This is a genomic window from Pseudomonas sp. TH34, from assembly GCF_016650865.1.
Classification (GTDB): domain Bacteria; phylum Pseudomonadota; class Gammaproteobacteria; order Pseudomonadales; family Pseudomonadaceae; genus Aquipseudomonas; species Aquipseudomonas yamanorum.
In genome coordinates this window covers 162,769-188,331 of record NZ_JAEKFB010000034.1, presented here as the reverse complement: position 1 = coordinate 188,331, position 25,563 = coordinate 162,769, and the positions used below count along the sequence as shown (strand labels likewise).

At 61.7% G+C, this 25,563-nt stretch carries 18 protein-coding genes and 1 pseudogene; 6 read left to right on the top strand and 13 right to left on the bottom strand.

The genetic code is table 11. The annotated features are described in order from the left end of the window. Positions 1–14: 14 nt before the first annotated feature. The 11 genes and pseudogenes from JFU58_RS29270 to JFU58_RS29220 all read right to left on the bottom strand — a co-directional run bounded on the left by JFU58_RS29270 (position 15) and on the right by JFU58_RS29220 (position 15,413). Entirely contained in the window at positions 15–2,771 is a 2,757-nt protein-coding gene (locus JFU58_RS29270; protein WP_201142953.1) for a malto-oligosyltrehalose synthase, read from the bottom strand. Next, a pseudogene (gene malQ / locus JFU58_RS29265) lies at positions 2,768–4,851 on the bottom strand (4-alpha-glucanotransferase). Before malQ ends, JFU58_RS29270 begins: the two are co-directional and overlap by 4 nt. Further along, positions 4,848–6,599, bottom strand: coding sequence for a malto-oligosyltrehalose trehalohydrolase (gene treZ, locus JFU58_RS29260; protein WP_201142952.1), 1,752 nt, complete (start codon positions 6,597–6,599; stop codon positions 4,848–4,850). Before treZ ends, malQ begins: the two are co-directional and overlap by 4 nt. A 17-nt stretch (positions 6,600–6,616) precedes the next feature. Then, positions 6,617–8,176: a glycogen synthase GlgA gene (gene glgA, locus JFU58_RS29255; RefSeq protein ID WP_063030711.1), complete on the bottom strand. Its 1,560-nt coding sequence runs from the start codon at positions 8,174–8,176 to the stop codon at positions 6,617–6,619. A gap of 459 nt (positions 8,177–8,635) precedes the next feature. Beyond that, the gene (locus JFU58_RS29250) at positions 8,636–9,589 is read right to left on the bottom strand and encodes a D-2-hydroxyacid dehydrogenase family protein (protein WP_201142951.1); all 954 of its coding nucleotides are present in this window, start codon (positions 9,587–9,589) and stop codon (positions 8,636–8,638) included. 25 nt (positions 9,590–9,614) lie between these two features. Next, a complete protein-coding gene (locus JFU58_RS29245) occupies positions 9,615–10,628 on the bottom strand; it encodes an alpha/beta hydrolase (RefSeq protein WP_093197467.1) in 1,014 nt (337 codons plus the stop codon). Positions 10,629–10,684: 56 nt separating this feature from the next. Continuing rightward, on the bottom strand, positions 10,685–11,116 hold the full coding sequence (locus tag JFU58_RS29240; RefSeq protein ID WP_063030705.1) for a YqaA family protein: 432 nt from the start codon (positions 11,114–11,116) through the stop codon (positions 10,685–10,687). A 3-nt stretch (positions 11,117–11,119) separates the two neighbouring features. Then, positions 11,120–11,566: a DUF411 domain-containing protein gene (locus JFU58_RS29235; protein ID WP_093210056.1), complete on the bottom strand. Its 447-nt coding sequence runs from the start codon at positions 11,564–11,566 to the stop codon at positions 11,120–11,122. Between the two features lie 154 nt (positions 11,567–11,720). Further along, positions 11,721–12,176, bottom strand: coding sequence for an SRPBCC family protein (locus tag JFU58_RS29230; RefSeq protein WP_063030703.1), 456 nt, complete (start codon positions 12,174–12,176; stop codon positions 11,721–11,723). Positions 12,177–12,257: 81 nt separating this feature from the next. Continuing rightward, positions 12,258–14,252, bottom strand: a complete 1,995-nt coding sequence (locus JFU58_RS29225) for a methyl-accepting chemotaxis protein (RefSeq protein WP_063030701.1) — start codon at positions 14,250–14,252, stop codon at positions 12,258–12,260. A 165-nt stretch (positions 14,253–14,417) separates the two neighbouring features. After that, entirely contained in the window at positions 14,418–15,413 is a 996-nt protein-coding gene (locus JFU58_RS29220) for an aldo/keto reductase (RefSeq protein WP_201142950.1), read from the bottom strand. A gap of 118 nt (positions 15,414–15,531) precedes the next feature. Here JFU58_RS29220 and JFU58_RS29215 point away from each other — a divergent pair, with 118 nt between their 5' ends. Beyond that, the gene (locus tag JFU58_RS29215) at positions 15,532–16,449 is read left to right on the top strand and encodes a LysR substrate-binding domain-containing protein (RefSeq protein ID WP_201142949.1); all 918 of its coding nucleotides are present in this window, start codon (positions 15,532–15,534) and stop codon (positions 16,447–16,449) included. Here the strand turns inward: JFU58_RS29215 and JFU58_RS29210 are convergent. Further along, entirely contained in the window at positions 16,440–17,345 is a 906-nt protein-coding gene (locus JFU58_RS29210) for an AraC family transcriptional regulator (RefSeq protein ID WP_201142948.1), read from the bottom strand. The two genes, JFU58_RS29215 and JFU58_RS29210, sit on opposite strands and share 10 nt — an antisense overlap. A gap of 102 nt (positions 17,346–17,447) precedes the next feature. Here JFU58_RS29210 and JFU58_RS29205 point away from each other — a divergent pair, with 102 nt between their 5' ends. The 5 genes from JFU58_RS29205 to JFU58_RS29185 are packed head-to-tail and all read left to right on the top strand — an operon-like array spanning position 17,448 to position 21,874. Next, positions 17,448–18,008 (top strand): carboxymuconolactone decarboxylase family protein, encoded by a 561-nt coding sequence (locus tag JFU58_RS29205; RefSeq protein ID WP_017477603.1) that lies wholly within the window; start codon positions 17,448–17,450, stop codon positions 18,006–18,008. A 51-nt stretch (positions 18,009–18,059) separates the two neighbouring features. Beyond that, on the top strand, positions 18,060–19,121 hold the full coding sequence (locus tag JFU58_RS29200) for an acyl-CoA dehydrogenase family protein (protein WP_017477604.1): 1,062 nt from the start codon (positions 18,060–18,062) through the stop codon (positions 19,119–19,121). Next, on the top strand, positions 19,118–19,921 hold the full coding sequence (locus JFU58_RS29195; RefSeq protein ID WP_201142947.1) for an ABC transporter ATP-binding protein: 804 nt from the start codon (positions 19,118–19,120) through the stop codon (positions 19,919–19,921). Before JFU58_RS29200 ends, JFU58_RS29195 begins: the two co-directional genes overlap by 4 nt. Continuing rightward, the gene (locus JFU58_RS29190; RefSeq protein ID WP_063030691.1) at positions 19,908–21,107 is read left to right on the top strand and encodes an ABC transporter substrate-binding protein; all 1,200 of its coding nucleotides are present in this window, start codon (positions 19,908–19,910) and stop codon (positions 21,105–21,107) included. The genes JFU58_RS29195 and JFU58_RS29190 overlap by 14 nt, the downstream gene beginning before the upstream one ends. Positions 21,108–21,121: 14 nt before the next feature. Next, complete coding sequence (locus JFU58_RS29185) at positions 21,122–21,874, top strand: ABC transporter permease (protein WP_172834573.1); 753 nt, start codon at positions 21,122–21,124, stop codon at positions 21,872–21,874. Between the two features lie 47 nt (positions 21,875–21,921). Here JFU58_RS29185 and JFU58_RS29180 read toward each other — a convergent pair whose 3' ends face one another. Then, the gene (locus JFU58_RS29180) at positions 21,922–25,446 is read right to left on the bottom strand and encodes a membrane-targeted effector domain-containing toxin (RefSeq protein WP_242488348.1); all 3,525 of its coding nucleotides are present in this window, start codon (positions 25,444–25,446) and stop codon (positions 21,922–21,924) included. Positions 25,447–25,563 lie beyond the last annotated feature (117 nt).

Sequence of the window (25,563 nt, the reverse complement as noted above, 5' to 3'; positions counted from 1 at the left end):
CCTCACAGAAAATTTCAGCTTTCTTGATCATCAGGATTGATAAAGACATTGACCGGGAAGTCCCCCAGGGCAGCGCTGATCATGAGCTCCTTGTTTGGTGTGACTGCGCCTGTTCGGAAAAGTCCCTTCCAATTTCGGGTTGAAGCGGCGAACGGTAATCGGACCCGGGTATCGCCCCAAATCTGCGCGTTGACCAGGGGATACACACCGTTTTCAAGCAGCCGGTGAGGCCAGCGTGGCACCACCACCAGCAGCTGTTGGCCCTGGTATTCCCGGTAGAAAGCGACCACCCGTTCGGCATGTTCGCCCACCACTTCCAGAGGCTCGTAGGTGCCCTGGCGAAACAGTTGCGGATGCACCTTGCGCAACCCCAGGACCTGGCTGATCAACGCCTGTTTTATACGCCCGTCATGCCAGTTGAACATCAGCTCGCCGATGTCCGGCGGCGTGTGCAGCCCCTGTTGGCGAGCGTGATAGTCCACCGGCCGGCGGTTATCAGGGTCTACCAGAGTGAAGTCCCAGAACTCATCGCCCTGATACAGATCCGGCACTCCCGGCACGGTGAGGCGAAGCAAGGATTGCGCCAGCCCGTTGAGGGCGCCTGCGGGGGCGATGGCCTGGGCGGCTTCGCCGATGGCGTCGCGCAAGGCCTTGCCGGAATCTTCCAGCAGCAGCCGTGACAGGAACGCTTCGACCCCTTGTTCATACAGCTCGTTGGGCGCACTCCAGCTGCTCTGCAGCTTGGCTTCGCGCAGGGCCTTTTGTTGCCACTGCCAGAGGCGCTGGTGATAGTCCGCCAGGCCTTCGGCATCATCGCGATGCAGGTCCAGGGGCCAACTGCCCAGCAGTACCTGATAGAGGATCAACTCGTCACCGGCTGAGGGGGTGCTGGCATCGCTGCGCAGGCGGGCGGCGAGGGGGCGCCATTGCTCCACTTGCTCGACATACCAGTCGGCGGCCTCGCTGAGCACGGCCAGGCGCGCGCGGGTATCTTCGCCGCGCTTGTGGTCGTGGGTGGCGGTGGCCAGCAGGTTGTCGGGGAAGGTGCGCAGGCGTTGTTGATTCACTGCGTGGAAGTCTTCCAGCGGTGCGCTGAACTGTTCGGTGCTGAAGCCCACGTCATTGCGCGACAGCAAGACGCCCGAGCGATAGAACGCGGTGTCTTCCACGGCCTTGGCCGCTGCCGGCGAGGTCAGTTGCTGGAAGCGCACGCAGGCGTGCTTGAGCATCTTGCGTTCGCGGCCCAAGGGGCGGTCGCGCCAGGGTTGGCCGCCGAGCCATTTTTCCAGGTAGTCGAGCACCGGCCAGTCGCCTTCGCTCAAGGTACTGCGGGCACCGGCCAGGGCTTGCAGGAAAAACACGTCATCCAGTTCGCTGCGGCCCCGGGCGCTGATGTAGGTGCGGTACACCGGGAAGTGCACGATCAGTTCCTGCAACGCGCGGCGGATCGCACCCAGGGTCAGGTCGCGGCTCATCACATCGTCCCGGGCCACTTGCAGCAGGGCCCGGGCCACGCTTTCAAAGTCGCCGGCCAGGGAGCCATTGAGGATCTGCTGGCGGGCCAGCCAGGCTTCTTCGATAAACGACGACGGGCGTTCGGTGTGGCGCGTCCACAACTCGGCCAGGGGCTCGAAGCCATCGGGGTCGTGTTGCAGCAACGACAGCTGGTTCATGAATTCGTAGCCGGTGGTGCCGTCCACTTGCCAATCTTCGCGCAGGGTTTCGCCTTCGCCGAGGATCTTCTCGACGAAGATCGGCAAGTGCCGCCCACCGGCCAGGGAGTCCACCCGGCGGCGCAGTTTGCGGCAGTAACCGCGCGGGTCGGCGAGGCCGTCGATATGGTCGATACGCAGACCATCGATCAGGCCTTCGCTGATCAACTGGAAGATCTTGCCGTGGGTCGCCTCGAACACCGCGCTGCGCTCAACCCGCAGGCCACCCAGCTCGTTGACGTCGAAGAACCGCCGCCAATTGATATCGTCCGCCGCCGTGCGCCAGCTGGCGAGGCGGTAGCTTTGTTGTTCCAGCAGGTGGTGCAGGCGGGCAAACCCTTCGGGCTGGCGCGCGTCGTAGAGGTTGAGATTGTCTTCGATGGCCTCGAGGGTTTTCGGATCGCGGGCAGCCTCGACCAGCTCCTGTTTCAGCGCGACGGCCTGGAGGTAGGCGTCTGGCTGGTAGGCCAGGCCGCTGAAACGGTCAGCCAACGTCTTGATCGGCAGCAATTCGCCATAATCTCTTGGGCAGATCGGGAAGCGATGTTCGTAATGCTCGACATAGAAGCTGCCGTGTTGCGGGTCGAAACGCAGGGGCAGGGCACCGGTTTGCAGGGCTTCGCCGTAGTCGCTGCCGAGGAACGGCATCAGCAATTGGCCCTTGAGCAGCGGGTCTGGCGAGTGCCATTGAATGTCGAAGAACTCGCTGTAGGGACTCAGGCGGCCCCATTCCAGCAGGTCCAGCCACCACCGGTTATCGGCGCCGCCGACGGCCATATGGTTGGAGACGATATCGAGGATCAGCCCCATGTCATGCTCGCGCAGCGCTGCTACCAGCCGGCGCAGCGCCGGTTCGCCGCCCAGTTCGGGATTGACGGTGGTGGGATCGACCACGTCATAGCCGTGCATGGAGTCGGCACGGGCGCTCAGCAGCGGTGACGCATAGAGATGGCTGATGCCCAGCTCGGCGAAGTACGGCACCAGGGGCACGGCGTCGTCGAGGGTGAAGCCCTTATGAAATTGCAGGCGCTGGGTGGCCCGTAGCGTCAATGGCTTCATCGGTCACGCTCGTGGGCCTGGATGCGCGCCACGGCCAGCAGTTCAAGGCGGCGGGCGGCGTTTTCATCATCGAGCAGGGTGGCTGCATCGCCCGCCAGGCGACGGCGCCAATTCGGATGGGTGTCGGTGGTGCCGGGCAGGTTGGATTGCTCTTCAACCCCCAGCGCGTCCTCCAGCGGCAGCAACACCAAAGGCGCACGGGTGTGGCCCAGGTAGCGCACGCTGGCGTCGATGACGTGGTCGGTTTCGTTGCGCACTTCGTCGGTGAAGTTCTGCGGGTCCTGGCTCAAGGCCTGGCGCAACGCCTGACGTTCCCGCAGGCGGTGCTCGCTCCATTGTTCGACGGTGGGGGCATCGATCAGGCCCAGCTGGATATTCCAGTCGATGTCGCGGCTGTGCCACCAGCCGTTGAGGGTCGGCAGATCGTGGGTGCTGGTGGTGGCCAGTGCGTTGTCCAGCCAATCCAGAATCGGCTTGAACTGGCCGTCGTGGTCTTGCTCGAACAGCAGCACGCGCATGCCAAGGATCGAGCGGGCGATGAGTTTTTCCCGCAGGCCGTCGGGCACGGTGCCGAGGTCTTCACCGAGGACGATCGCCTGATGGCGGCTCGACTCCAGTGCCAATAAGCGCAGCATGTCGTCCACCGGGTAATACAGGTACGCCCCTTCACGCGGCGAGGCATCCATCGGGATCACCCACAAGCGTTGCAGGCCCATCACATGGTCGATGCGCAAGCCGCCGGCATGGGCGAAATTGGCCCGCAGCATTTCGATGAACGCGCGAAAGCCATTGCGTTTCAGGCCTTCGGGAGAGAACGCGGAAATGCCCCAGCCCTGGCCAGCGCGGTTGAGAATGTCGGGTGGGGCACCTACGGTCAGTTCTGCCAGCAGTTCATCCTGACGGCTCCAGGCCTGGCTGCCGCCGCCGTCGGCGCCCACGGCCAGGTCGGCGATCAAACCCACGCCCATGCCGCTACCGCGGGCCGCTTGTTGCGCGCGTTCAAGGCAACGGGCGATCAACCATTGGCTGAAAGCGTAGAAGCCGATTTCATCCCGATTGGCTTCGGCAAACTGCACCAGCGCCGGGCTTTGCGGGCTCTGCCAGTCCTCGGGCCAGTGACGCCAGTCGAGGCTTTCGCCATCGGCCGCACGTTTGGCTTGTACCGCTTCAAAGCGGCAGTGATTTTCCAGGGCTTCACCGCCGGCCTGGCGGAAGCTCAGGAAGTCGGCGTGTTGCGGGTGGTCGCCCTGACGGAAGTCCTCATACAGGGTGCGCAACAAACGCTGCTTGGTTTTGGCGGCAGATGGCCAGTCGATCAGGCTTTGTTGTTCCAGGTCATTCAGCTCGTCGGCCAGGCCGCTGGCTTCGATGGCGATTTGCACCGCGCGCTCACCGAGGATGCAGCCGGGGAGGCGTACAGGCTGTTGAGGAACAGGCGACTGGACGGGGAGTACGGGCTGAAGCGCTCGGTGTCGGCGCTGAACATGGCGTGCATCGGGCTGATGGCCAGGGCATCGGCACCGCGTTCGGCGGCAGAGCGGGCCAGTTGCTCCAGCGCCTGAGTGTCGCCAAAGCCGCCGTCGCCGCTGCGTCGCAGGGAATACAGTTGGGCGCTCAGGCCCCAGGCGCGGGCGGTTTCGGTGTCGACCGCTTCAGCGACGGTGTAGCAATGGGTCGGTGCCACGGCCAGGGTGAAATGCTGATCGGCGATGTGCACTTGTTGGTAGCCCACGGGGATCGATCCGGGCAACACCGCGTCATCGTCCAGGCTCAGGTTCAGCACGCTGTCGTCTTCGAGGTGAATCTGGCACGGCGTGCCGGGGGCGAAGTAGCGCGCCAGGTCCAGACCCGCGCCGCTGTCGACGGTCATCAGCGGCGGCAGGTGCTTGTCTTGTTGCACGCGCTCCAGGTCTTGCAGGCTGGCTTCGATCTCGGCATCGGTGTCGGCCGGGTGGCCCAGGCCTTTGAGCACGGCGCGCAGGGCGTCGGCTTTGACATGTTGCGGGCGGCCATTCGCGTCGATCCAATCGACGGCCAGGCCCGCTCGGCTGGCGAGTATTTCCAATTGCGCGTCGCTCAAGGGTGCTCTCCAACAGGGGAATGGGTGAGGCTGACGCGGGCACTGAAGGGGGCCAATTGTTCGGTCCCGCTGGCCTGCGTCACAAATAGGAGGTGCTCGGCGGCCGGGTAGTTCAGAGAATCGGCGCTCAGGTTGAGGTCGATCTGCAACAGGCTGCCATTGCCCAGCCGCCAACGCGCCGTGACTGCGCCCGCCGCCAGCACTTGCGCACCCAAGGCGATGCTGCCGGGCAGGTGCGGCAGGATATGTTGGTGGCGCAGGCTCAGTAGCTGGCGGTAGAGCTGCGAGTCGCCGCAATCGGCGAGGGTGGGCGCCGAGCGGCGGAAGGTTTGCAGGGCGTTGGGGTCGGGAATTCGTTTGCGACGCTCGGGGTCGCTGAACGAGGCAAAGTCGGCAAACTCATTGCGCCGGCCTTCGCGTACCGCCTCGGCCAGTTCGCCGTGGTGATCGGTGAAGAACAGGAACGGCTCCTCGGCGTTGACTTCATCGCCCATGAACACCAACGGGATCATCGGCGACATCAGCAACAAGGTCGTCGCGGCACTCAGGGCCTGGGGCGAACAGAGTTGATGCAGGCGTTCGCCCAGGGCGCGGTTGCCGATCTGGTCGTGGTTCTGCAGGAACAGCACAAAGGCGCTGGGCGGCAGGTGGCCGCTGGGCTCGCCGCGTGCGTGGCCATGGCGCGTGGTGTGGCCCTGGTAGATAAAGCCTTCACTCAGGCAACGGGCCAGTTTGCCGGTAGGGTCTTCGGCGAAGTCGGTGTAGTAGGCGTCGGTTTCGCCGGTGAGCAGCACGTGCAGGGCGTTGTGGCCGTCATCGTTCCACTGCGCATCGAAACCGCGCTCCAGCAGGCTGGCCTGGTTGAATTCGTTTTCCAGCACCAGCCACACATGGCGGCCGGTGTCGACTTGCTGGCGTACTTTTTGCGCCAGCTCCTCAAGAAATTCGGGATCGTTGATGGCGTGCACGGCGTCCAGGCGCAGGCCGTCGAAGCGGTATTCCAGCAGCCACATCAGGGCGTTGTCGATGAAGAAATCCCGGACTTCCCGGCGGTCAAAGTCGATGCCGGCGCCCCAGGGCGTGTGCACGTCTTCGCGAAAGAAGCCTTTGGCGTAGGTGCCGAGGTAGTTGCCGTCGGGGCCGAAGTGGTTGTAGACCACATCAAGGATCACCGCGAGGCCATAGTGGTGAGCGCTGTCGATCAACTGTTTCAGTTGCTCGGGCGAACCGTAGGAGGATTGAGGGGCGTAGGGCAGGACACCGTCGTAGCCCCAGTTACGTTCGCCGGGGAACTGCGCGATGGGCATCAGCTCGATGGCGGTGAAGCCCAGTTCCGCGAGGCGCGGCAGTTGTTTCTCGACCTCGGCGTAGCCCCCCAGTACGCCCACGTGCAACTCGTAGATCACCGCTTCGTGCCAGGGCCGGCCTTGCCAGTGGCTTTGGCGCCACTGATAGGCCAGCGGGTCGACCACCACGCTGAAGCCGTGAACGTCCGTGGCCTGTGCCCGGGAAGCCGGGTCGGGAACGTCCTGTTCGCCGTCGATGTTGTAGCGGTAGCGTGTCCCCGGTGGACATTGCAGCTGCACCACAAACCAGCCATCGGCCTGGGGCAGCATCGCGACCGATTTACCTTCTTCAAATTCAACGCTGACATAAAACGCGTCTGGCGCCCACAAGGCGAAACGGGTGTGTTCCGCATCCAGCATGATCGCGCCGTGGGGCCAGGTTTCCAGAGTCCTTGACGGCATCTATGAAGACCTCTTTTTTACTGTTTCCCCGATCTTCCCAGCGCTTTCGCTACCAGTTGCTCATAAAGTTCGGCATAGGGTTCCACTGCCTGGCACCAGTTGAACGGTGCGGCCATGGCCCGGCAACGCATGGCGTTGAGCAAGCCTGGGAAGGCGAAAACCTTGAACGCGCGGCTCAGGGCCGCTTTGTAGCTTTCGACAGTGGATTCGTTGAACAGGAAGCCGGTTACGCCATTCTCGATGGTGTCGGCCAGGCCGCCGGTGTTGCGGGCGACCGGCAACGAGCCGAAACGCTGGGCGTACATCTGGCTCAGGCCGCAGGGTTCGTAGCGGGACGGCATCAACAGGAAGTCGCTGCCGGCGAACATGCGTCGGGCATCGGTTTCGTTGAAGCCAATGCGCACGCCGATCTGGCCGGGAAAGCGCAAGGCCAGGGCACGCATGGCTTGCTCTTCTTCCGGCTCGCCACGACCAATGATCGCGATCTGGCCGCCGTTTTCGACAATAAAACTGGAGACTGCTTCGGTCAGGTCCAGACCTTTCTGATAGACCAGGCGCGACACCACGGCGAACAGCGGGCCGGTAGAGTCATCGAGGCCGAACAGGTTGCGTACATGGGCGGCGTTCTGTGCCTTGCCTTCCCAGTCACCGATGTTGAAAGGGTGAGTCAGGTGCGGGTCGGTGGACGATTCCCAGCTTTCATCAATGCCGTTGGGAATACCGCTGAGCAAGCCTTGCTGGGTCTTGCTGGCGAGGAAGCCATCCAGACCGCAGCCGAATTCGGGGGTGGTGATTTCCTGGGCGTACGTGGCGCTGACCGTGGTGATGTGGCTGGAATACGCCATGCCGGCCTTCAGGAAAGACAACTTGCCGTAGAATTCCATGCCTTCCTGTTGCAAGGCATGTTCGGGAATCCCCAATTCCGGGCACGAGGCCAGGCTGACCACACCTTGGTAGGCCAGGTTATGAATGGTGAACAACGTCGGGGTGCGTGACCCGCGCCAGTGCATATAGGCCGGGGCCAGGCCGGCGGGCCAGTCATGGGCGTGCACCAGGTCCGGACACCAGTGGATTTGCGCCAGGTTGGCGGCAATATCGGCGGCGGCCAGGCCCAGGCGGGCGAAGCGGATATGGTTGTCGGGCCAGTCTCGGCCGTTGTTGGCGCCGTAGGGCGTGCCTTCGCGCTCGTAAAGCTCGGGGCAGATCAGCACGTAGATGACCAGGCCATCCTTGAGGTCCATGCGCCCGATCTTGCACGGCGGCAATGCAGCGTGGCCGCCCAGCTCACCGATGATATGGATGGGGTTGTCGCTGTCCAGCACCTGCGGGTAGCCGGGGATCAGCACGCGCACATCGTGCAGGTGCGCCATGGCGCGGGGCAAGGCAGCGGACACGTCGCCCAGGCCACCGGTTTTCACCAGATCGGCAATTTCGGACGTGACAAACAGCACTTTTTTGCGATTGGGATTGACACGTGGTACTGGCCGCACCGCGTTGGGAAGGTCAACCAAAGAGGTCGGCCCGCCAACCGGCTGACTAAAACGCTCTCCCTGAGTATCTACAGCGGCACTGATCATGGTTCTCTCCCGTGTTTTGGTCGGCTGATGGCATATGGCAATCAGCGAAGGTTGACCGCATCCTGCGGCCAGGCGCACAAGCGCTACACAGACTGGCAAGGCTTATGCCAGTTGTGCTGGAGTCTTAAATAGAGTGGATGGGCGGGCGTTCGGTGTGAACCGTCAGCGCTCGCCTTACCTTAAACCTGACCTGTGGCAGAGTTGGAAAGTTTCGATTTTTTGCGGGGTTTTTGTTTTGGATCGGACCCATCGGTCATGAGTCTAGGACAGATCCTAGAGCCTGTGGGGTCTGTGGGGTATTTTTGTAGGACAAATTTTTTTCATGAACGTCGTAGCAGCTGTCGAGCCCCAGCGAGGCTGCGTCGGGCGCGCTCCGGTTCAAGATCGGCAGTGCGCCCGACGCAGCCTCGCTGGGGCTCGACAGCTGCTACGGGGGGAGTGGGAAGTGAAATGTGTGCACTAGCTTAGTGCGCGAAGGGGCACTCCTTTGGCCCACGCTTGGATGTCTTCGATCATTTGCTGGTAGAACTGGCGGTAGTTCTGCTCGCTGACGTACCCCACATGAGGCGTGGCCAAGACGTTGGGCAGACGGCGGAACGGGTGTTCGGCCGGCAGCGGCTCCTGGGCGTACACGTCCAGTGCCGCGCCTGCCAGGCGGCCACTGGCCAGCGCATCGATCAAAGCCGCTTCATCGACAATCGGCCCGCGGGCGGTGTTCACCAGATGCGCTGTAGGTTTCATCCAGCCCAACGCCTCGGCGTCTACCAGCCCGCGGCTGCGATCGCTGAGTACCAGGTGAATCGACAATACGTCCGCCTGTTCAAACAGCTCGCGTTTGCTGACCCAGGTCACGCCGGATTCGGCGGCGCGTTCCGGCGTCAGGTTCTCGCTCCAGGCAATCACACGCATGCCGAAGGCCTGGCCAAATTTGGCGACCTTCTGGCCAATGCTGCCCAGTCCGAGAATCCCCAGGGTCTTGCCGTGCAGGTCGCCGCCCAGGCCCACCTGCCAACCCCCGGCGCGCAGGGAGTTGGCTTCGGCCAGCAGGTTGCGGGTGGAGGCCATGATCAGCGCCCAGGTCAGTTCCGGGGCGGCATGCTTGTAACTGTCGGTGCCGCAGACTTGAATGCCCAAGGCCTTGGCCGCTGGAATGTCGATGGCGGCGTTGCGCATGCCGCCGGTCACCAGCAACTTCAGCTTGGGCAAACCTTGCAGGAGGGCCTGATCGAAAGTGGTGCGCTCGCGCATCACGCAAATCACCTCGAAGCCCTGCAAGCGTTCGATCAGCGTGGCAGTGTCCGCCGGGTAGTCGTGGAGGAAGTGCACCTGGCCGACCGACGCCAGGACTGACCAGTCCACTACGCCACTGGCCACATTCTGCCAATCATCAATCACTGCGATCTGTACCGACATGCACGCGTGCCTCGAAAAGGTTGGATTAAAGGGCGTTCAGCCCTTGCAACAGCGCCTTGTGAAACTGTGCCGGTTCTTCCATTTGCGGTGCGTGGCCCAGGCCCGGGAATTCCACCAGGGTGGCGTGGGGAATCAGCTTGGCCACTTGTTTGCCCAACACCGCATAGTTGCCGATCTTCGCCTTGACCGCCGGTGGCGCCAGGTCTTTGCCAATGGCGGTATTGTCGGAAGTGCCGATCAGCAACAGGGTGGGCATCTGCAGGTCCTTGAACTCGTAGTACACCGGCTGGGTGAAGATCATGTCGTAAATCAGCGCCGAGTTCCATGCTACCTGGGTGTGGCCGGGCCCTTTATTCATGCCGGCGAGCATATCGACCCAGCGGTCGTATTCAGGCTTCCAGCGGCCAACATAGTAGGTGTCGAGTTCGTACTGGCGGATGCCGTCGGCGGTCAGTTTCAACTCGCGCTCGTACCATTGGTCAACACTGCGATAGGGCACGCCAATGGCTTTCCAGTCTTCCAGGCCGATAGGGTTCACCAGTGCCAGCTGTTCGGTTTGCTGCGGATAGAGCAGGGCGTAGCGCGTCGCAAGCATGCCGCCGGTGGAATGGCCGAGGAGGGTGGCCTTCTGAATGCCGAGTTTTTCCAGGAGTTGGTGGGTATTGATCGCCAGTTGCTGGAAGCTGTACTGGTAATTGTCCGGCTTGCTGGAGGTGCAGAAACCGATCTGGTCGGGAGCGATCACCCGGTAGCCGGCGTCGCTCAGCGTCTTGATCGACTCTTCCCAGGTGGCGCCACAGAAGTTCTTGCCGTGCATCAGCACGATGCTGCGCCCGTTGGCCTTGCCTTTGGCCGGCACATCCATGTAGCCCATCTGCAGGGATTTACCCTGGGACTGGAAGGTGAAGTGTTCCACCGGGTAAGGGTATTTGAAACCTTGCAGTTCGGGTCCGTAGGTCGGGCCCTCGGTGGCGGCAAAAGCGGGAAGTGCGCTGCCGAGCAGCAGGCTGGCGACGCAGAGTGAGCGGATTTTGGACATGGGTACAGGCTCCGGGAACAGTGCCCGGATGCTGTGGCGAGGGGATTAACGGGAGATTAAATCCAGTGCAGGGTGAGCATGGCCAATACCCCGTAGCGCGCCCCTTTGGCGAGGGTCACCAGCAGCAGGAAACGCCAGAACGGCTCGCGCATGACCCCGGCCACCAGGGTCAGGGGGTCACCAATGATGGGCACCCAACTGAGCAACAATGACCAATGGCCCCAGCGTTGATAGTGGGTACGGGCCTTTTCCAGATGCTTCGGACTCACCGGAAACCAGCGCCGCTCCTTGAACCGCTCCACCGAGCGGCCTAGCAGCCAATTCACCACTGAGCCCAATACGTTGCCAACCGTTGCAACTCCGAGCAGCAGCCACAGGCTGTAATGCCCGCTGATCAACAGCCCCACCAGCACCGCCTCTGATTGCATCGGCAACAGCGTGGCGGCGCCGAAGGCGGCGAAAAACAGTCCCAGATAACCGGCAAGCATCAATCAGCGTGCCGGATAGTCAGCCACTACCACGTCTTTGCCATCGCGAGTCAGGCCGATGACCTGGTAGGCATCGCTGCTGCCGTCCATTTCCATGCCCGGCGAGCCCAACGGCATGCCCGGTGCAGCAATGCCCAGCAAGTCGTCGCGCTTGCGCAGGGCCAGTACCTGATCGGCAGGCACATGGCCTTCGACGAATTTGCCGTCGATCACGCCGGTATGGCACGACGCAAGGCGCGGTGCCACGCCAAGGCGTTGCTTGACCTCGCTCATGTTAGCTTCCACATGGTCATTGACCTTGAACCCGTTGCTTTCCAGGTGGGCAATCCACTTCTTGCAGCAACCGCAATTGGCATCGCGGTGCACATCAATCGGGATCAGCTCGGCGGCCTGGGCCAGGGTACTCATGAGCAGGGCCGACAGCGCGGCCAGTCGCAAGGTGGTTTTCATCGTCATCTCGTCAGATAAAGGGCAACAGCCGGGCATTCTCCCTGCTTTTTACAAAAGGTTTCTTGCGGAGTGTTACGAAGTTTTACGAAGCACCGACAGCACCAGAATAACCGCCTGGTGCTGTCGGAAAGCTGAGAGGGAGATGACGGATTTGTCAGGTAGACGGGGATTCCAGGCGCTGCTTGAGTTGGTCAAGGGCCTGGTTGGAAAGCGCAATCATGCGCGCATGCAGGGTGGTCAGTTGCAGTTCGGTTTCATAGGTGAGGATCCGGGTAAACAAGGTGCCACTGCCTTGGGCCTGCAAGAAATAATGGATGCATCCGTCGACCGCCAGCGAAGTAAAGGCAGTCTTGAATTCCCGCGGTCGCAGCGCAATCTGCACGCGATAGCTCATGGGTACCTGCACACCCAGCAAGTCGATGGTCTCGGTAAAACGGTGGCCAGTGGGCAATGAGCCCGTGGTGCCGGTGTCGGCGCCCAGGGATGTCGGATGCCATTCATGCCAGCGATCCGGTTGGGTGACATAGTCGTAAACGGTTTCGATAGGGGCCTGGATATAGCGTTCCTGACTGATCCGCTCCAGACGGATCGGGTGCTCAACTGCGTGCATGACACACCTCCTGTGTGGCGGAGCGAACTGTCAGAATAGTCGGGCTCCCGCGCATTGCACGGGAGCTTTCAGGCTATTTTTTTAACGCACCTTGAAGCGTCCCATCAATGCAATAACCCGGCCATTGGCATCCAGCAGGCTCTGGGTGTTGTGTTCCGTGGCGTGGCCGCTTTGCACCAGTTCTTCGACCATATGGCGGATGTGCACCATGCTGCGGTTGATTTCCTCGGTCACCGCGCTTTGCTGTTCAGCCGCAGTAGCGATCTGGGTACTGAGGTTGTTGATATGGCTGACGGAGCCGGCCATCTCGTCCAGCCCCGTGTTCACCCGGGCCGTGGCGTCGGCCGCAGACTGGCAGCTGGCCTGGGTGGCTTCCATGGCGGTCACCGAAGAACTCACGCCGGTAGTCAGGCGAGCGAGCATTTCGTTGATCTGCGAGGTGCTGGCCTGGGTACGGGCGGCGAGGGCGCGGACTTCGTCGGCTACCACCGCAAACCCCCGGCCCTGTTCGCCAGCCCGGGCGGCTTCGATGGCCGCATTGAGTGCCAGCAGGTTGGTCTGGCCGGCGATGGCGCCGATCACGCCGAGGGTTTCGGTGATGCGCGCGGCATCCTGGCGCATATTTTCGACGGTGTGGGTGGCGCTGGAAACTTCGCCGATCAGCGCGCTGACACTGCGGGACGCTTCCCCGACCACCACCCGCGAACGGTCGGCATGTTCGTTGGCGCGCTGGGTGAACGCCGCAGTTTCGGCGGCGTTCTCGGCCACGGTATCGGCGGTGGAGCTCATTTCGGTGATGGCGGTGACGGTCTGGTCGGTTTCCGAGGCATGGCGCACCAGGATCTGGTTGGTCTGGGCCGAGGTCTGCTGCAACTGCGCCAGGCTCGACGACATGGCGCCGGTGGCCAGGGTCACTTCGCCGATCATGTTTTGCAGGTAGACGATAAAGCGGTTCACCGAATGGCCAATCGCGCCCAGTTCGTCCTCGGCGCGGATGGTGATGCGCCGGGTCAGGTCGGCGTCGCCGTTGGACAGCGCGTCGATATTGGTTTTCAGCGCAGTCATCCGGTGTACCAGTTGGCGGATGGCATACACCTGCAGCAGCACCAGCAGCAGAATCATCGGGATTTGCAGCATCGCCAGGGTGCCCAGCACATCATCACGTTGGGCGGTGATCAGCGAAGTCGGCAGCGCAGTCGCGAGGAACCACGGGGTGCCCTCGATCGGGCGCATGAAGAAGGTGCTGGCCACGCCCTGGTTGTCGAACTCACTGCGCTGCAGGGATTGGTCGCGATGGGCCAGGCCGGCGCTGACCTGGGCGGCAAACGCCGAGGTGCCGGCCAGTTCGCTGATATTTTTCAACACCACCGGGCCGCTGATGCGCGTGCTGTTGCTGATGATCTTGCCGTCGCCTTCGACGATCAGCATTTGCGCGCCAAGGTCTTTTTCCTTGCTGGCCACCAGGTCGTTGAAGAAGCCCAGGGTCACGTCGATGGTGGCGACGCCGTAAGCCGCGCCGTCGCGCTGGATGGCCATGGCACAGTTGGTGCGCGGTTCCTGACTGGCGTCATCCTTGTAGGCCGCGGCCCAGGCACATTGGCCGCGCGGCGACGCGAGGCCGCCTTTGTACCAGCTCTGGTCGTAGTAGTTCGGGGCCGCGTCGCTGTTCCAGAACGTATTGACCGCCAGCTTGCCCGAGGCATCACGGTGCCAGAAGGTGCTGTGCTTGTTGCGTCCCGGGGTGCGTTGGTTGGGCAGGGGCCAGATGCCGCCGCCAAACACTTTCAATTCGCCGTACTGGTCCACCAGGCCGGGTAGCACCTTGTCGATGGCGTCGCTGTCCAGCAGCGGGATGGTTTGGGTGATGCTGCGTTGCTGGGCCTGGACCTTGTTCAGTTCGCCCTGGATCTGCTCGGCCACTTCGGCAATGCGATTGAGGGCCACCTGTTCTTCGGTGTGGCGCAGCTTGGGGGCCACCAACTGTCCGATGCCCACGACCGTCAATACGAATAACAACAGGACGAACAGCACCAGAAACAGGGTGTAGCGAGTTTGGATAGAGCGCAATGAGGGCATGGGGTCGTCCTTACGAAGCGTTTATTGTGCGACGCGGCTTTGTTAGAGCTTCGAAGGGCTATCGGCTTGGGAAGGGCGAGCTTTAGGTACTATCGTGCAAGAAAACCCAGGGCAGGGATTTAAGGCGCGGAGCTGGCGAGCCAGCCCCGGTCCAGAGTGGCAGGATTATTTATCCAGCATCTGCATAACCGCTTCCGGGTAACGCAGCCCTGCCGTTGCATTGGCCGGGAAGATCGCCTCCAGCGCCGCCAACTCGGCCGGGCTCAGCTTGACCTCTAATGCCGAGACGTTCTCTTCCAGGTACTTGCGTTGCTTGGTCCCCGGGATCGGGATCAGGTAATCCCCTTGCGCCAGCACCCAGGCCAACGCCAGTTGCCCGGCCGTCACGCCCTTGTCGGCAGCCAGGGCTTGTACCTGGTCCACCAGCAGCAGGTTCTTCGCAAAGTTTTCGCCCTGGAAACGCGGGCTGAAGCGGCGGTAATCATCCGCCGCAAAATCATCCGGGCTTTTCAGCGCGCCGGTCAGGAAGCCACGACCCAGTGGGCTGTAAGGCACAAATGCGATCCCCAGGCGTTGGCAGGCCGCGAGGCAACCGTTGTCTTCCTGGTCGCGGCTCCACAGCGAATATTCGCTTTGCAGGGCGCTGATGGGATGTACTTTGTGAGCGCGTTCGAGGGTGGCCGCCGACGCTTCACTCAGGCCCAGGTAACGCACCTTGCCTTGCTTGACCAGTTCGGCCATGGCGCCGACGGTTTCTTCAATCGCCACTTCAGGGTCGATGCGGTGCTGGTAGTAGAGGTCCAGGGTTTCCACGCCGAGGCGTTTCAGGGTGCCGTCGATGGCGTTGCGAATGTACTCCGGACGGCCATTTACTCCACGCAACGCCGGGTTCGCCGGGTCACGCACGATGCCGAACTTGCTGGCGAGAAAGACCTGGTCGCGCTTGCCGGCGATGGCTTTGCCAATCAGTTCTTCGTTGGTATGAGGGCCGTACATGTCGGCGGTGTCCAGCAGGTTGATCCCCAGTTCCAGGGCGCGGTGCAGAGTGGCGATGGCTTCGGCGGTGTCGGTGCCGGTGGTATAGAAATCGGTCATGCCCATGCAGCCGAGGCCGATGGCGGATACCTGGGGGCCGTTTTTACCGAGTTGACGTGTGTGCATGGGTCCAGCTCCTGTGTGGGAAGGGCTCCATTGTTGCCCTCGACAAAAGCGGGATAAACCGGCTAAAACCACTATCACTATTATGAAATTCTAAATAATCCCTGAAGGATGTCGGCCCGTGGACCGTTTTAATGCGATGCGAGTGTTCGTGCGGATTGTCGAACTGGGCGGGTTTGCCAGGGCGGCCGACAGCCTGCAACTGCCGCGCGCTTCGGTGACCATCCTGATCAAGCAACTGGAGACGCACCTTGGGGTGCAACTGTTGCAGCGCACCACGCGCCAGGTCAGCCCGACCCTGGACGGTGCCGCCTACTACCAACGTTGCGTGAGCCTGTTGGCGGACCTTGAGGAAACCGAGGCGGTGTTCTCCACCAGCCGCCGCAACCCGCGCGGCACGTTGCGTATTGATATGCCCTCCGGGATCGGGCGGTTCCTGGTGATTCCGGCAATGCCCGAGTTCACCACGCGTTACCCGCAGATTGATCTGGAAATCGGCCTCAACGACCGCCCGGTGGACCTGATCCGTGAAGGCGTGGACTGCGTGTTGCGCGGCGGCCTGGCGCTGGACGAGTCACTGGTGGCCCGGCCGCTGGCAATGATGGATCAGGTGACCTGCGCCAGTCCCGGGTACTTGCAGCAGTTCGGCGTGCCATCGACGCTGGATGAGTTGGGCGGCCATCAAGTGGTGGAGTATTTCTCCAGCACCAGCGGCAAACGTTATGGTCTGGAATTTCAGATCGGCAACGACATCCGTTTGGTCGACCTGCCCAAGCAAGTCGCGGTCAACAGTGCCGATGGCTACCTGGCGGCTTGTGAAGCGGGTTACGGCCTGGTGCAGACGCCTTACTACCACGCCGTTCGCCAGTTGGACGCGGGCACGCTGGTGGAGGTGCTGGCGCATCAGCCGCCGCCGAAGTTGCCGCTCACCGCGTTGTACCCGCCCCATCGCCAGCTGTCGCAACGGGTGCGGGTATTTGTCGATTGGCTGGTGGAGCTTTGCGCCCGGCCGGGCAACGGGTTGCAGCGTCAGCCTTGAGCCTTGCGGTAGGCGCCGGGCTGGATGCCGGTGACTTTATGGAAGGCGCGGGTAAAGGCGGCGACCGATTGATAACCCACGGCGAGGGACACGTCTGCCACCGTCTGGTCTTGCTTGAACAGCTGGCAGGCGTGGCGCACGCGCATCATCAACAGCACTTGCCCCGGCGACTGCCCGCACAGTTCATTGAAGCGCTTGAAGAACGCCGAGCGGGACAAACCGGTGCAGGCTGCCATGCTTTCCAGGGTCCAGGGATCGGCGGGGCGTGCAATCAACTGTTCCAGCAGGTTGGCAAACGCCGGTTGCCGGGCCAGCGCTGCGAGGCCGCCGAGGTCGGTGTTGTCCAGCACCTGTTGGCGTAGCACGTACAAGAACAACAGGTGGCAGAGGCGCTCCAGCAGGGCGGGCGAGGGCGCCGGCGTGCGCTCGCATTCCTGCAGGATCAGTTCGAACAGGTTGCGCGCGGCGGTCAGCGAAGGGTCACCGGCCCGCAAAATGATCCAGGCGGGCAGGGTGTCGACAATCATCGCCGACAGCCCGGACTGGAAATGAAAGAACCCGCACACCAAACCCACGCCGTCATTCGCCTGGCTGTCCAGTGGCACCATTGGCTTGCGCGGGCACTCCTGGGCACCGGCGGCGGTGCCATCGCTGGACAAGCGGTACACGAGATCCCGCAACAGGAACACCGCATCGCCGTTGTTCAGTGGGTAAGGGGTCGGGTCGCCATCGATGTGCATCCAGCACTGCCCTTGCACCACCAGATGAAAACTCGCGCTCGCCAGGCCATGGGTGCTGGCGTGCCAGTCGCCGCAGTAACGCCCGACGTGAAACAGACTGGTGTTGAGTTCGAGGCTATCTAATAACCAATCGACGAGCGAACTGGACGAATTCATCTAACGGAAAGACTCTAGAGCAAGTAATCGCTACTTTAGACTATTGAGCGGATTTTTTATAACCAACAGACTTGGTACACGAATCCATGAGGAGACCACTCCATGTCCCGCGTACCGATGCTAACCCTGGAAACCGCCCCTGAAGCGGCCAAGCCCTTTCTGGAAAATGCCCTGAAGGGTTCCGGGTTCATCCCCAATCTGTTGGCGGTGCTGGCCAATGCCCCGGCAGCATTGGAAACCTACATCACCGTGTCCGGCCTGAACGCCAAGTCCGACCTGAGCCTGGCCGACCGTGAGGTGGTGCAACTGATTGCCGCCACCAACCATGGTTGCGATTTCTGCGTCGCCGGGCACACTGCCGTAGCGCGCAACAAGGCCAAGCTGCCGGAAGACGTGATCGACGCCCTGCGCCAGCGTGGCGAACTGCCCAACGAACGTTATGAGACACTGGCCGCGTTCACCCGTGAAGTGATCGCCACCCGTGGTGATGTCAGCGACGCCGGCTACGCCGCGTTCCGTGAAGCGGGCTACACCGATGGTCATGCGCTTGAGGTTATTCTGGGCGTCAGCCTGGCCACCCTGTGCAATTTCGCCAACGTGTTTGCGCGGACTCCGCTCAACCCGGAGCTGGCGCAGTACCGTTGGGAAAAACCGGCAAGCTGAAGGCGCGCAAGCGTTCGCGATGTAAACATGCTGTAACAAGGAGAAACATGAATGCTTGACCCAATCTTGAGCCGTTGGCTCGATGTTCAAGCGCAGGCCCTGGATGTGGGCAGTTGCGATCCGCAGGAAGTGCTGCCACGGCTGGCAGAGGCCAATGTATTACGTATCGGTGTGCCCAAGGACCTTGGCGGTCTGGGCGGCGATGTCACGGGCGCGATAGAGGCCATCGCCGATGTGGCCAGTCATTCCCTGGCGTCGGCGTTTGTGTGCTGGGGCCAACGCTCGTTTATCGAGTATCTGCTGCAAAGCCCGAATCAGCGCCTGCGTGAGCAACTGCTGCCGGACCTGCTGAGTGGCAAACTGGCCGGGGCTACCGGGCTGTCCAACGCGATGAAATTTTTGTCCGGCATCGAGTCGCTGCAAATCAGCGCCGAGCCGACGGATGACGGCTGGAACCTCAATGGCCGCCTGCACTGGGTGACCAATCTGCGCAAGAACGGGTTTGTGGTGGCCGCCGCCATCGAGCATGCCCAGGGCGGCGCGCCGTTTATCCTGGCGATCCCTGACTCAGTGTCCGGCCTGCAACGTTCCCGTGACCTGGAGCTGTTGGGCCTGCAATCGAGCAATACCGCAGCCCTCGGCTTTGAAGCCGTGGAACTGAGCCGCGACTGGTTGCTGCATGAGGATGCCCGCAAGTTCCTGCCGGCCGTGCGCCCGGCGTTTCTCGGCTTGCAATGCGGCATGTCCATCGGCCTGGCGCGACGCTCGCTGGCGGAGGTGGCCAATCACCTGGGCTCCAGCCGCACCGTATTGCGTGAAGAGCTGGAAGTGCTGCGCACCTCGCTGGAACAGGCGGTCAACGACCTCAAGAAAGGTTTGCTGAGCGGCCGCTTCGGGACCGAGCCGGTACCGTTGTTCCGCCTGCGCATTGCTCTCGCGGAAATTGCCGCCAGCGCCGTCCAACTGGAGCTGCAAGCCAGCGGCGGCAAGGCCTACCTGACTGCCCACGGCAGCGGTTTCGCCCGGCGTTGGCGCGAGTCGGCGTTTGTGCCGATCGTGACCCCGAGCCTGGTGCAGTTGCGCACCGAGTTGAACCGTCAGGCCAATCTATGAGCCAGGCGGTACTGCATGCCCGGGGAATTTGCCTGGGCTATGGGGGCAACTCGGTGCTGGAAGGGTTCGACCTGCAATTGCAGCCCGGCGAAGTGGTGTCGATCCTCGGCCCCAGCGGCGTTGGCAAGTCCAGCCTGCTGCGGGTGCTTGCCGGTTTGCAGGCGCCCCAGGGCGGCAGCATTCACCTGCTGGGCGAGCCGTTGAATGGCCCGCATCCGCGGGTGGCGGTGGCGTTCCAGGACCCCAGCCTGTTGCCGTGGTTGAGCCTGGAAAAGAACGTCGCCTTCGGCCTGGACTTTGCCCGCCAACCGCACCTCAGTCCTGAAGAACGACGCAACCGGGTCGACCACGCGATCCATGCAGTGGGCCTGGAACACGCCCGGCAGCAGTTCCCGGCGGCGCTGTCCGGCGGCATGGCCCAGCGTACGGCGCTGGCCCGCTGCCTGGCCCGCCAGCCGCAGGTATTGCTGCTGGACGAACCCTTCGGTGCCCTGGATGAAGTGACCCGTGCCGACATGCAGCACCTGCTGCTCAAGGTCAATCGCGAGCAAGGTTCGGCCGCAGTGCTGATCACCCACGATATTGACGAGGCGCTGCTGTTGTCCGACCGGATTCTGCTACTGGGTAACCGCCCGGCGCGGACCCTCGGCGAATGGCGCATCGACCTGCCGCAACCGCGGGAAGAACAGGTGGAAGCCATCGGCACCCTGCGCATCGACATTCTCAAAACCCTACGGCGGGCGAGCCGCACCGAACCCCAACCCCCTGAACTGCTGGAGCCTTGCCATGTGTCTGGATGACCTCACTCACTCGCGCCGTGACTTTCTCAAACTCTCGGCCGTGCTCAGTGCCGCCGGTGCCTTGCCACTGCTCAGCAGTTTGCAGGCTCGCGCGGCCAGTGAGCCGGACGCACCGGTACGCATCGGCTACTTGCCGATCACCGACGCCACGCCGCTGCTGGTGGCCCACAACAACGGGCTGTTCGAAGCCGAAGGCATCAAGGCCGAGCGCCCGGTGTTGCTGCGCAGTTGGGCCCAGGTGATCGAGGCGTTTATTTCCGGCCAGGTCAACGTGATTCACCTGTTGTCGCCGATGACGGTTTGGGCGCGTTACGGCAGCAAGGTCCCGGCCAAGGTCGTGGCCTGGAACCACGTGGGCGGCTCGGGTTTGACCGTGTCCCCGGGCATTACCGATGTGAAGCAACTGGGCGGCAAGTCGGTGGCGATTCCGTTCTGGTACTCGATCCACAACGTCGTGGTGCAGCAGCTGTTCCGTGACAACGGCCTGACCCCGGTGGCCCGTGCGGCGGGTAGCGCGATTGCCGCCAACGAGGTCAACCTGATCGTGTTGCCGCCCTCGGACATGCCGCCGGCCCTGGCCAGCAAACGCATCGACGGCTACATCGTCGCCGAGCCGTTCAACGCCCTGGCGGAAAACCTCAACGTGGGTCGGGTGCAGCGCTTTACCGGCGACGTGTGGCGCAACCATGCGTGCTGCGTGGTGTTCATGCACGAGCACGACCTGACCAACCGCCCGGAATGGTCGCAGAAGGTGGTGAATGCGATCGTCAAGGCCCAGGTCTGGACCCGCGACAACCGTGAAGAGGCGGTGAAACTGCTGTCCAAGGACGGCGAAAATCGCTACACCCCGCATGCTGAACCGGTGCTGCGTAAAGTCTTGGCACCGGCTGCCAGCGACCGTGCGGCGTACTTGGCCGACGGCGCGATTCAGCACGCCAACTGGGACGAGCACCGCATCGACTTCCAACCGTATCCATTCCCCAGCTACACCGAGGAACTGGTGCGCCGCCTGAAAGACACGCTGATCGAGGGCGACAAGAAATTCCTCGCCGACCTGGACCCGGCGTTTGTCGCCAAGGACCTGGTGGACGACCGCTTCGTGCGCAACGCCATCGCAGCGGTGGGCGGCATGAAGACCTTCGGCTTACCGGAAGGCTTCGAGCGGCACGAGGAGATTGGCGTTTGAATAACGGCAAAACCTTGGGCTTGCCGGGCTGGTTGCTTGGCTTGAGTGGGCTGGCGGGATTGTTGTTGCTCTGGTGGCTGGGGGTGAAGGTGTTCGGCAGCGCGGACGGTTTGTCTGCGCGGTTTTCGCTGTCGGCGACCCTCGCCAGCCTGTGGGAATTGCTGGGGCGCAGCGAGCTGTACCTGAACATTGCCGTGAGCCTTAAGCGGATCTTCGTCGGGCTGTTCCTGGCATTGCTGATTGGCGTGCCGTTGGGCTTGCTGGTGGGCAGTTCGCGCAAGCTGGAGGCGGCGACCACGCCGGCGTTCCAGTTTCTGCGGATGATCTCGCCGCTGTCGTGGATGCCCATCGTTGTGATGTTGATGGGGGTGGGCGACCAGCCGATCTACTTCCTGCTGGCGTTCGCGGCGGTGTGGCCGATTCTGCTGAATACCGCGGCGGGTGTGCGTCAGCTTGATCCACGCTGGTTGCAACTGAGCAAGAGCTTGAGCGCGACACGCTGGGAAACCTTGCGCCGGGTAATTATTCCCGGCGTGATGGGGCACGTGCTGACCGGTGTGCGGCTGGCCATCGGGATCCTGTGGATCGTGCTGGTGCCGTGCGAGATGCTCGGGGTCAGTGCCGGGCTGGGTTATTACATCCTCGACACTCGCGACCGACTGGCTTACTCGGAGCTGATGGCGATGGTGCTGCTGATCGGCCTGTTGGGGTTTGCCCTGGATGCGTTTGCGCGGTGGTTGCATCAGCGTTGGGTGCATGGAGGGTGAACACCTTATGCAAAGGCTCGGAGGCTTTCCGGGCCTTTGCGATGTGCTCAGGGTTTCACGTAGATGCGCAGGTCGCCTGGAATATCGTTGGGCTGTAATGGCCGGTTCGGGTCTGGCACAGGGTTTTTTGCTTTAAGCCCGATGTTGCTGTAGGTCATGTTCTTGTTGTCAAAGACCCCGATGCCAATGCCTTCCGTGAGTTCCGCCAAGCCGGGAACACCTTCGGAGGTGTTCATGTGCGCGCTCCCCACTAACGCGACCCACTTTTCGGTGCCCGAGTTTGCCAGGATGGTTTCTGCAGCGTAGTAGTTGAACTCCTTGAGCCGTTGTTCAGAGTTGACGCCCGACTGTGTCGTGCTGCGCGACTTGTCATGTTTATGTCGCGTTAAATAATAATGATCAATCGGTAAAAGCTCTATGCCGTTAACCTCAAGTTTTTGCTTGAGTTGCGCCAGTGATGGGTTCGTGCGAGGAACTCCGGATTTTCCAAGCATGCCGATACCATCGTCCTTCGCGCCTCCAGGCATGTCGATATACCCTTCGAAATAGACCTTCTTTACCCCTTGGCTCTTCAACGTGCCCACGTTGTCGTAGAGCAGCTTGAAGCTGGCCATCTGCGAGTGAGACTCTCCAAACACCACGCCGTTTGATGCTTTCAATGCTTCTGTGAGGAGAGCGGCTGCGGGGATCGGTACGGGAACATTGGGGATTACCGGGCGTGGCGGAAGGCCTCCCTCTTTGATCGCATCATAATATTCCTCCATTTCCACCCGAAACTTATCCAGCGTTGCCTGACGGGTGTCGGGCTTGAAATGGTCTACTTCGAGCCTTCCTTTCAAACTTTCCACGTATTGACCGTCGGGTAACGATGTCCTGATTCGAGGTGGGCGGTTAACGGTATTTATCGGGTTAAACCGATGAGTGTTCCGGCTCGAAGTGGCATAGGCGTTCGGGGAAGGCTCCAGCGTATCAGCGCTACTGAACGCTTGCAGGGGGCTGCCGTACGGCTGGTGCTTTTGTGCGTCGAAAGCGTACCACTTGCCCTTGATCTGCACCGCGCTGCCTTCGACCGTCTGCTCGCCCATCTGGAATGAGCCGGTGGCGGCTGCCTCATATCGATTACCAGCGGCGACGAGCTCCCGACTGTTCGCAGTGCCTTTGAGTGTCTTCAAGCCCTGGGTGGCAGCGTTTGCGCCGCTGATGGCGAGTTTGCCCGCGCCGACTGCCAAGTCGCCAAGACCGCTCAGCGGATTGAGTTCCGAGAGTGCGGTAACCCCGAAAATCTTGCTCAGCTTGAGGGCTTTGCTGGCCGCGCTGCTGGCAGTGCTCAGGGTTTTCCCGACCTTGGCGGCGACGCCCGCACCTGCCGTGAGAAAGCCAAACGCATCAAATGCCAGGTCAGAGAACCCGTCCTTATAGTTTCCGTTGCTCAAGTTGACGATGGCTGACCTGAGAGGGATAAGGTCGAGGAAAAAGTTACCGATGGTGTCGGCGACGGCTCTTCTATGCTCATCCGGAGTGGTCCCGGCGGCTTGATGCCTGATGGCATCCAGATCGAGCCCCTCGACGATTGAATCCGCGAGGTAGTCTGCCCGGAAGTTTTTGAACAGGTTGGGGTTGAAGCCCTCCCGCGGGTTCTCTTGCTTTATGTAGTCGCGCTTGGAATCGAAGGTGGAGAACTCTTCTATTCGGGTTACTTCGTTGGCGATCTTCTGGTCCTGGCGCGTGATGAGGGTGTTGCTGACTTTTCTGATGCTGCCTTTTTCGGTATCGAACTCATAGGTGGACGGCTTGTTCTGGTGTTTTGTGGTTACCAGTATTTTTTTGCTTGTATGGAAGAGAGTTTTGCCTGCGAATGGCGTCCAGCTGACTCTGTAGGATTTTTCTTGGTAGAAGTTCAGCTTGCCTAGCCGCAGGTTTTCTTTGTCCTCCGGTGGAAGGTTGGCGAGGGCATTCAAGATGGAATATTTCTTGACGGTTTTATAGTCGCTTATGGTCTGGCTTATGGCGTTGTCAAAGGTGACGGGGACGTTGACGCCGGGGTCCTGGGTAAAGGCGGCGAAGGCGTCAAGGTTGACACCGTGCGTGCCAGGTTTGAGTGTCCAGTCTGATGCCGTTATTTTCTCGCCCTGCATGGTCAGGTCCAGCATGGAATAAGGACCGCGAGGAGGGATCATTTTATTGGCGGTTTTGTTGGGTTTGAGCAAGACCTTCTCTTCAAAGGGCACGTCTTCGCCGAATTTTTCCTTGAGCGCGTCCAGCGCCATCTGCTTGCGACTGGGTACCGGGGCGTCAAGCAGGCCGGAAGCGTGTTTCAGCTTGCCCAATTGATAGTTGAACGCGTCCATGGCGGTATCAATGTCTGCCTTTTCGTAAAGCCTGTCGTCTTTCGCCTCAAGCACCCCGTTGACCAAGGCCCAATCCAACAGCGCCGCCGTTTGCGCTGACTCGGGAGCGGGCCCACTTGAATCAGCGGCGATCATCACCTTGGCAAAGCTCATATTCGCGACGCTTCCAGGAGACTTGGCTTCGACGGCGGCCGCCGCGATGCACAAGTTGGCCCAGGCCTGGCTGCCGTAGACCACGCTGTCGGGAATATCCTTGATCAGCAACTGCGGCGCCGCCCGCATCAACAGCAGGTGGGCACCCAGCGAGGCGTTGGCAGGTGAGGTTTTACCGGTATCAATCAAGTGTTGGTGCAGGCCGGCGACAATCGCCGAGGTGGGTTTGCCCCAATATTGGTTATGTGACAGGTCGAATCCGGCCACCTTGTTGCGGCGGGGTTGGGTGATGGACGCCTGATCCAGGTCGAGGTTGATGGCTGCCAGGACGTGATCATTCACACTGCTATCAGTCGAAATGCTCTCCAGCTTGTTCTGCAAGGCCTCTCCCAACGCTTGGCCGCGGGGGGCGCCGATGAGGGCTTCCAGTGCTTTGGCCGGATCGCTTGAGGTGTCGGCGGAGAGCGGCAGGTTGCTGTTCAGAAACTCCAGGAGTCCCCGTTGATGGCTAGCTTGCTGAAAACTACCGACATGCTCTCTGGCGGCTGTCAGCAATTCGCTTTGCTGGTGTGTGCTCAAGGGCAGGGGCCAAGACAAGGCACCGCCCAGATTTCCCCATGGATGGGGGTGTGAGCTTGCAAGCGATGCCCGCGCCAGGGTCAGCAGCTCGTCATGGGTGGTTGGCTCGGGCAGGCCATTAGCCTTGAGAAAGTTCGCAAGACTGACGGCGTTAGCACTATGAGGGGGATACGAAGAGCTGGGGGCGAGGTCCATCAGCCGGCTTCTCAGCGCAGACTGCACCGCCAAAAAAGGCGGGTTTGGCCCTACCACCGTGGCGACATCAGTGAGCTGCTGCGCCAGTGTTTGCCAGTTTTTTCGGTCGGCCAGCGCGGCCTTCAGGGCTTTCGGGCCATCGGGGGGCGGTGGGTCAGCCGCGGGATCCTCAACCTCCGTTGCGCTTTGCAATGTTTCATCGGGATAAGGCGGAATATCGGGGAGTGGTATCGGAGGTGGGGGAGGTGGCGGATAAGTAGTGGAGGAAAGAACAGAGTTGCTGACTATTGAGGTCATCGTGAACACCTTGAGGCACGCTCATTCAGGAATGCGCCTTTCAGGAAAACCTCCCTGCTTCCTGGACGCTCTTCCTGAGTGTCGGAAACAGGGGGCGGCTCCGCCTGGACAGTGTTC

What these genes read in the sequence shown, in the direction of transcription:
- JFU58_RS29250 (WP_201142951.1), bottom strand. Translation starts at nt 9,589, where the DNA reads ATGTCGGTACAGATCGCAGTGATTGATGATTGGCAGAATGTGGCCAGT.
- glgA (WP_063030711.1), bottom strand. Translation starts at nt 8,176, where the DNA reads ATGATCAGTGCCGCTGTAGATACTCAGGGAGAGCGTTTTAGTCAGCCG.
- JFU58_RS29195 (WP_201142947.1), top strand. Translation starts at nt 19,118, where the DNA reads ATGAGCCAGGCGGTACTGCATGCCCGGGGAATTTGCCTGGGCTATGGG.
- JFU58_RS29200 (WP_017477604.1), top strand. Translation starts at nt 18,060, where the DNA reads ATGCTTGACCCAATCTTGAGCCGTTGGCTCGATGTTCAAGCGCAGGCC.
- JFU58_RS29225 (WP_063030701.1), bottom strand. Translation starts at nt 14,252, where the DNA reads ATGCCCTCATTGCGCTCTATCCAAACTCGCTACACCCTGTTTCTGGTG.
- JFU58_RS29240 (WP_063030705.1), bottom strand. Translation starts at nt 11,116, where the DNA reads ATGCTTGCCGGTTATCTGGGACTGTTTTTCGCCGCCTTCGGCGCCGCC.
- JFU58_RS29230 (WP_063030703.1), bottom strand. Translation starts at nt 12,176, where the DNA reads ATGCACGCAGTTGAGCACCCGATCCGTCTGGAGCGGATCAGTCAGGAA.
- JFU58_RS29210 (WP_201142948.1), bottom strand. Translation starts at nt 17,345, where the DNA reads ATGAATTCGTCCAGTTCGCTCGTCGATTGGTTATTAGATAGCCTCGAA.
- JFU58_RS29205 (WP_017477603.1), top strand. Translation starts at nt 17,448, where the DNA reads ATGTCCCGCGTACCGATGCTAACCCTGGAAACCGCCCCTGAAGCGGCC.
- JFU58_RS29190 (WP_063030691.1), top strand. Translation starts at nt 19,908, where the DNA reads ATGTGTCTGGATGACCTCACTCACTCGCGCCGTGACTTTCTCAAACTC.
- JFU58_RS29270 (WP_201142953.1), bottom strand. Translation starts at nt 2,771, where the DNA reads ATGAAGCCATTGACGCTACGGGCCACCCAGCGCCTGCAATTTCATAAG.
- JFU58_RS29180 (WP_242488348.1), bottom strand. Translation starts at nt 25,446, where the DNA reads ATGACCTCAATAGTCAGCAACTCTGTTCTTTCCTCCACTACTTATCCG.
- JFU58_RS29235 (WP_093210056.1), bottom strand. Translation starts at nt 11,566, where the DNA reads ATGAAAACCACCTTGCGACTGGCCGCGCTGTCGGCCCTGCTCATGAGT.
- JFU58_RS29220 (WP_201142950.1), bottom strand. Translation starts at nt 15,413, where the DNA reads ATGCACACACGTCAACTCGGTAAAAACGGCCCCCAGGTATCCGCCATC.
- treZ (WP_201142952.1), bottom strand. Translation starts at nt 6,599, where the DNA reads ATGCCGTCAAGGACTCTGGAAACCTGGCCCCACGGCGCGATCATGCTG.
- JFU58_RS29245 (WP_093197467.1), bottom strand. Translation starts at nt 10,628, where the DNA reads ATGTCCAAAATCCGCTCACTCTGCGTCGCCAGCCTGCTGCTCGGCAGC.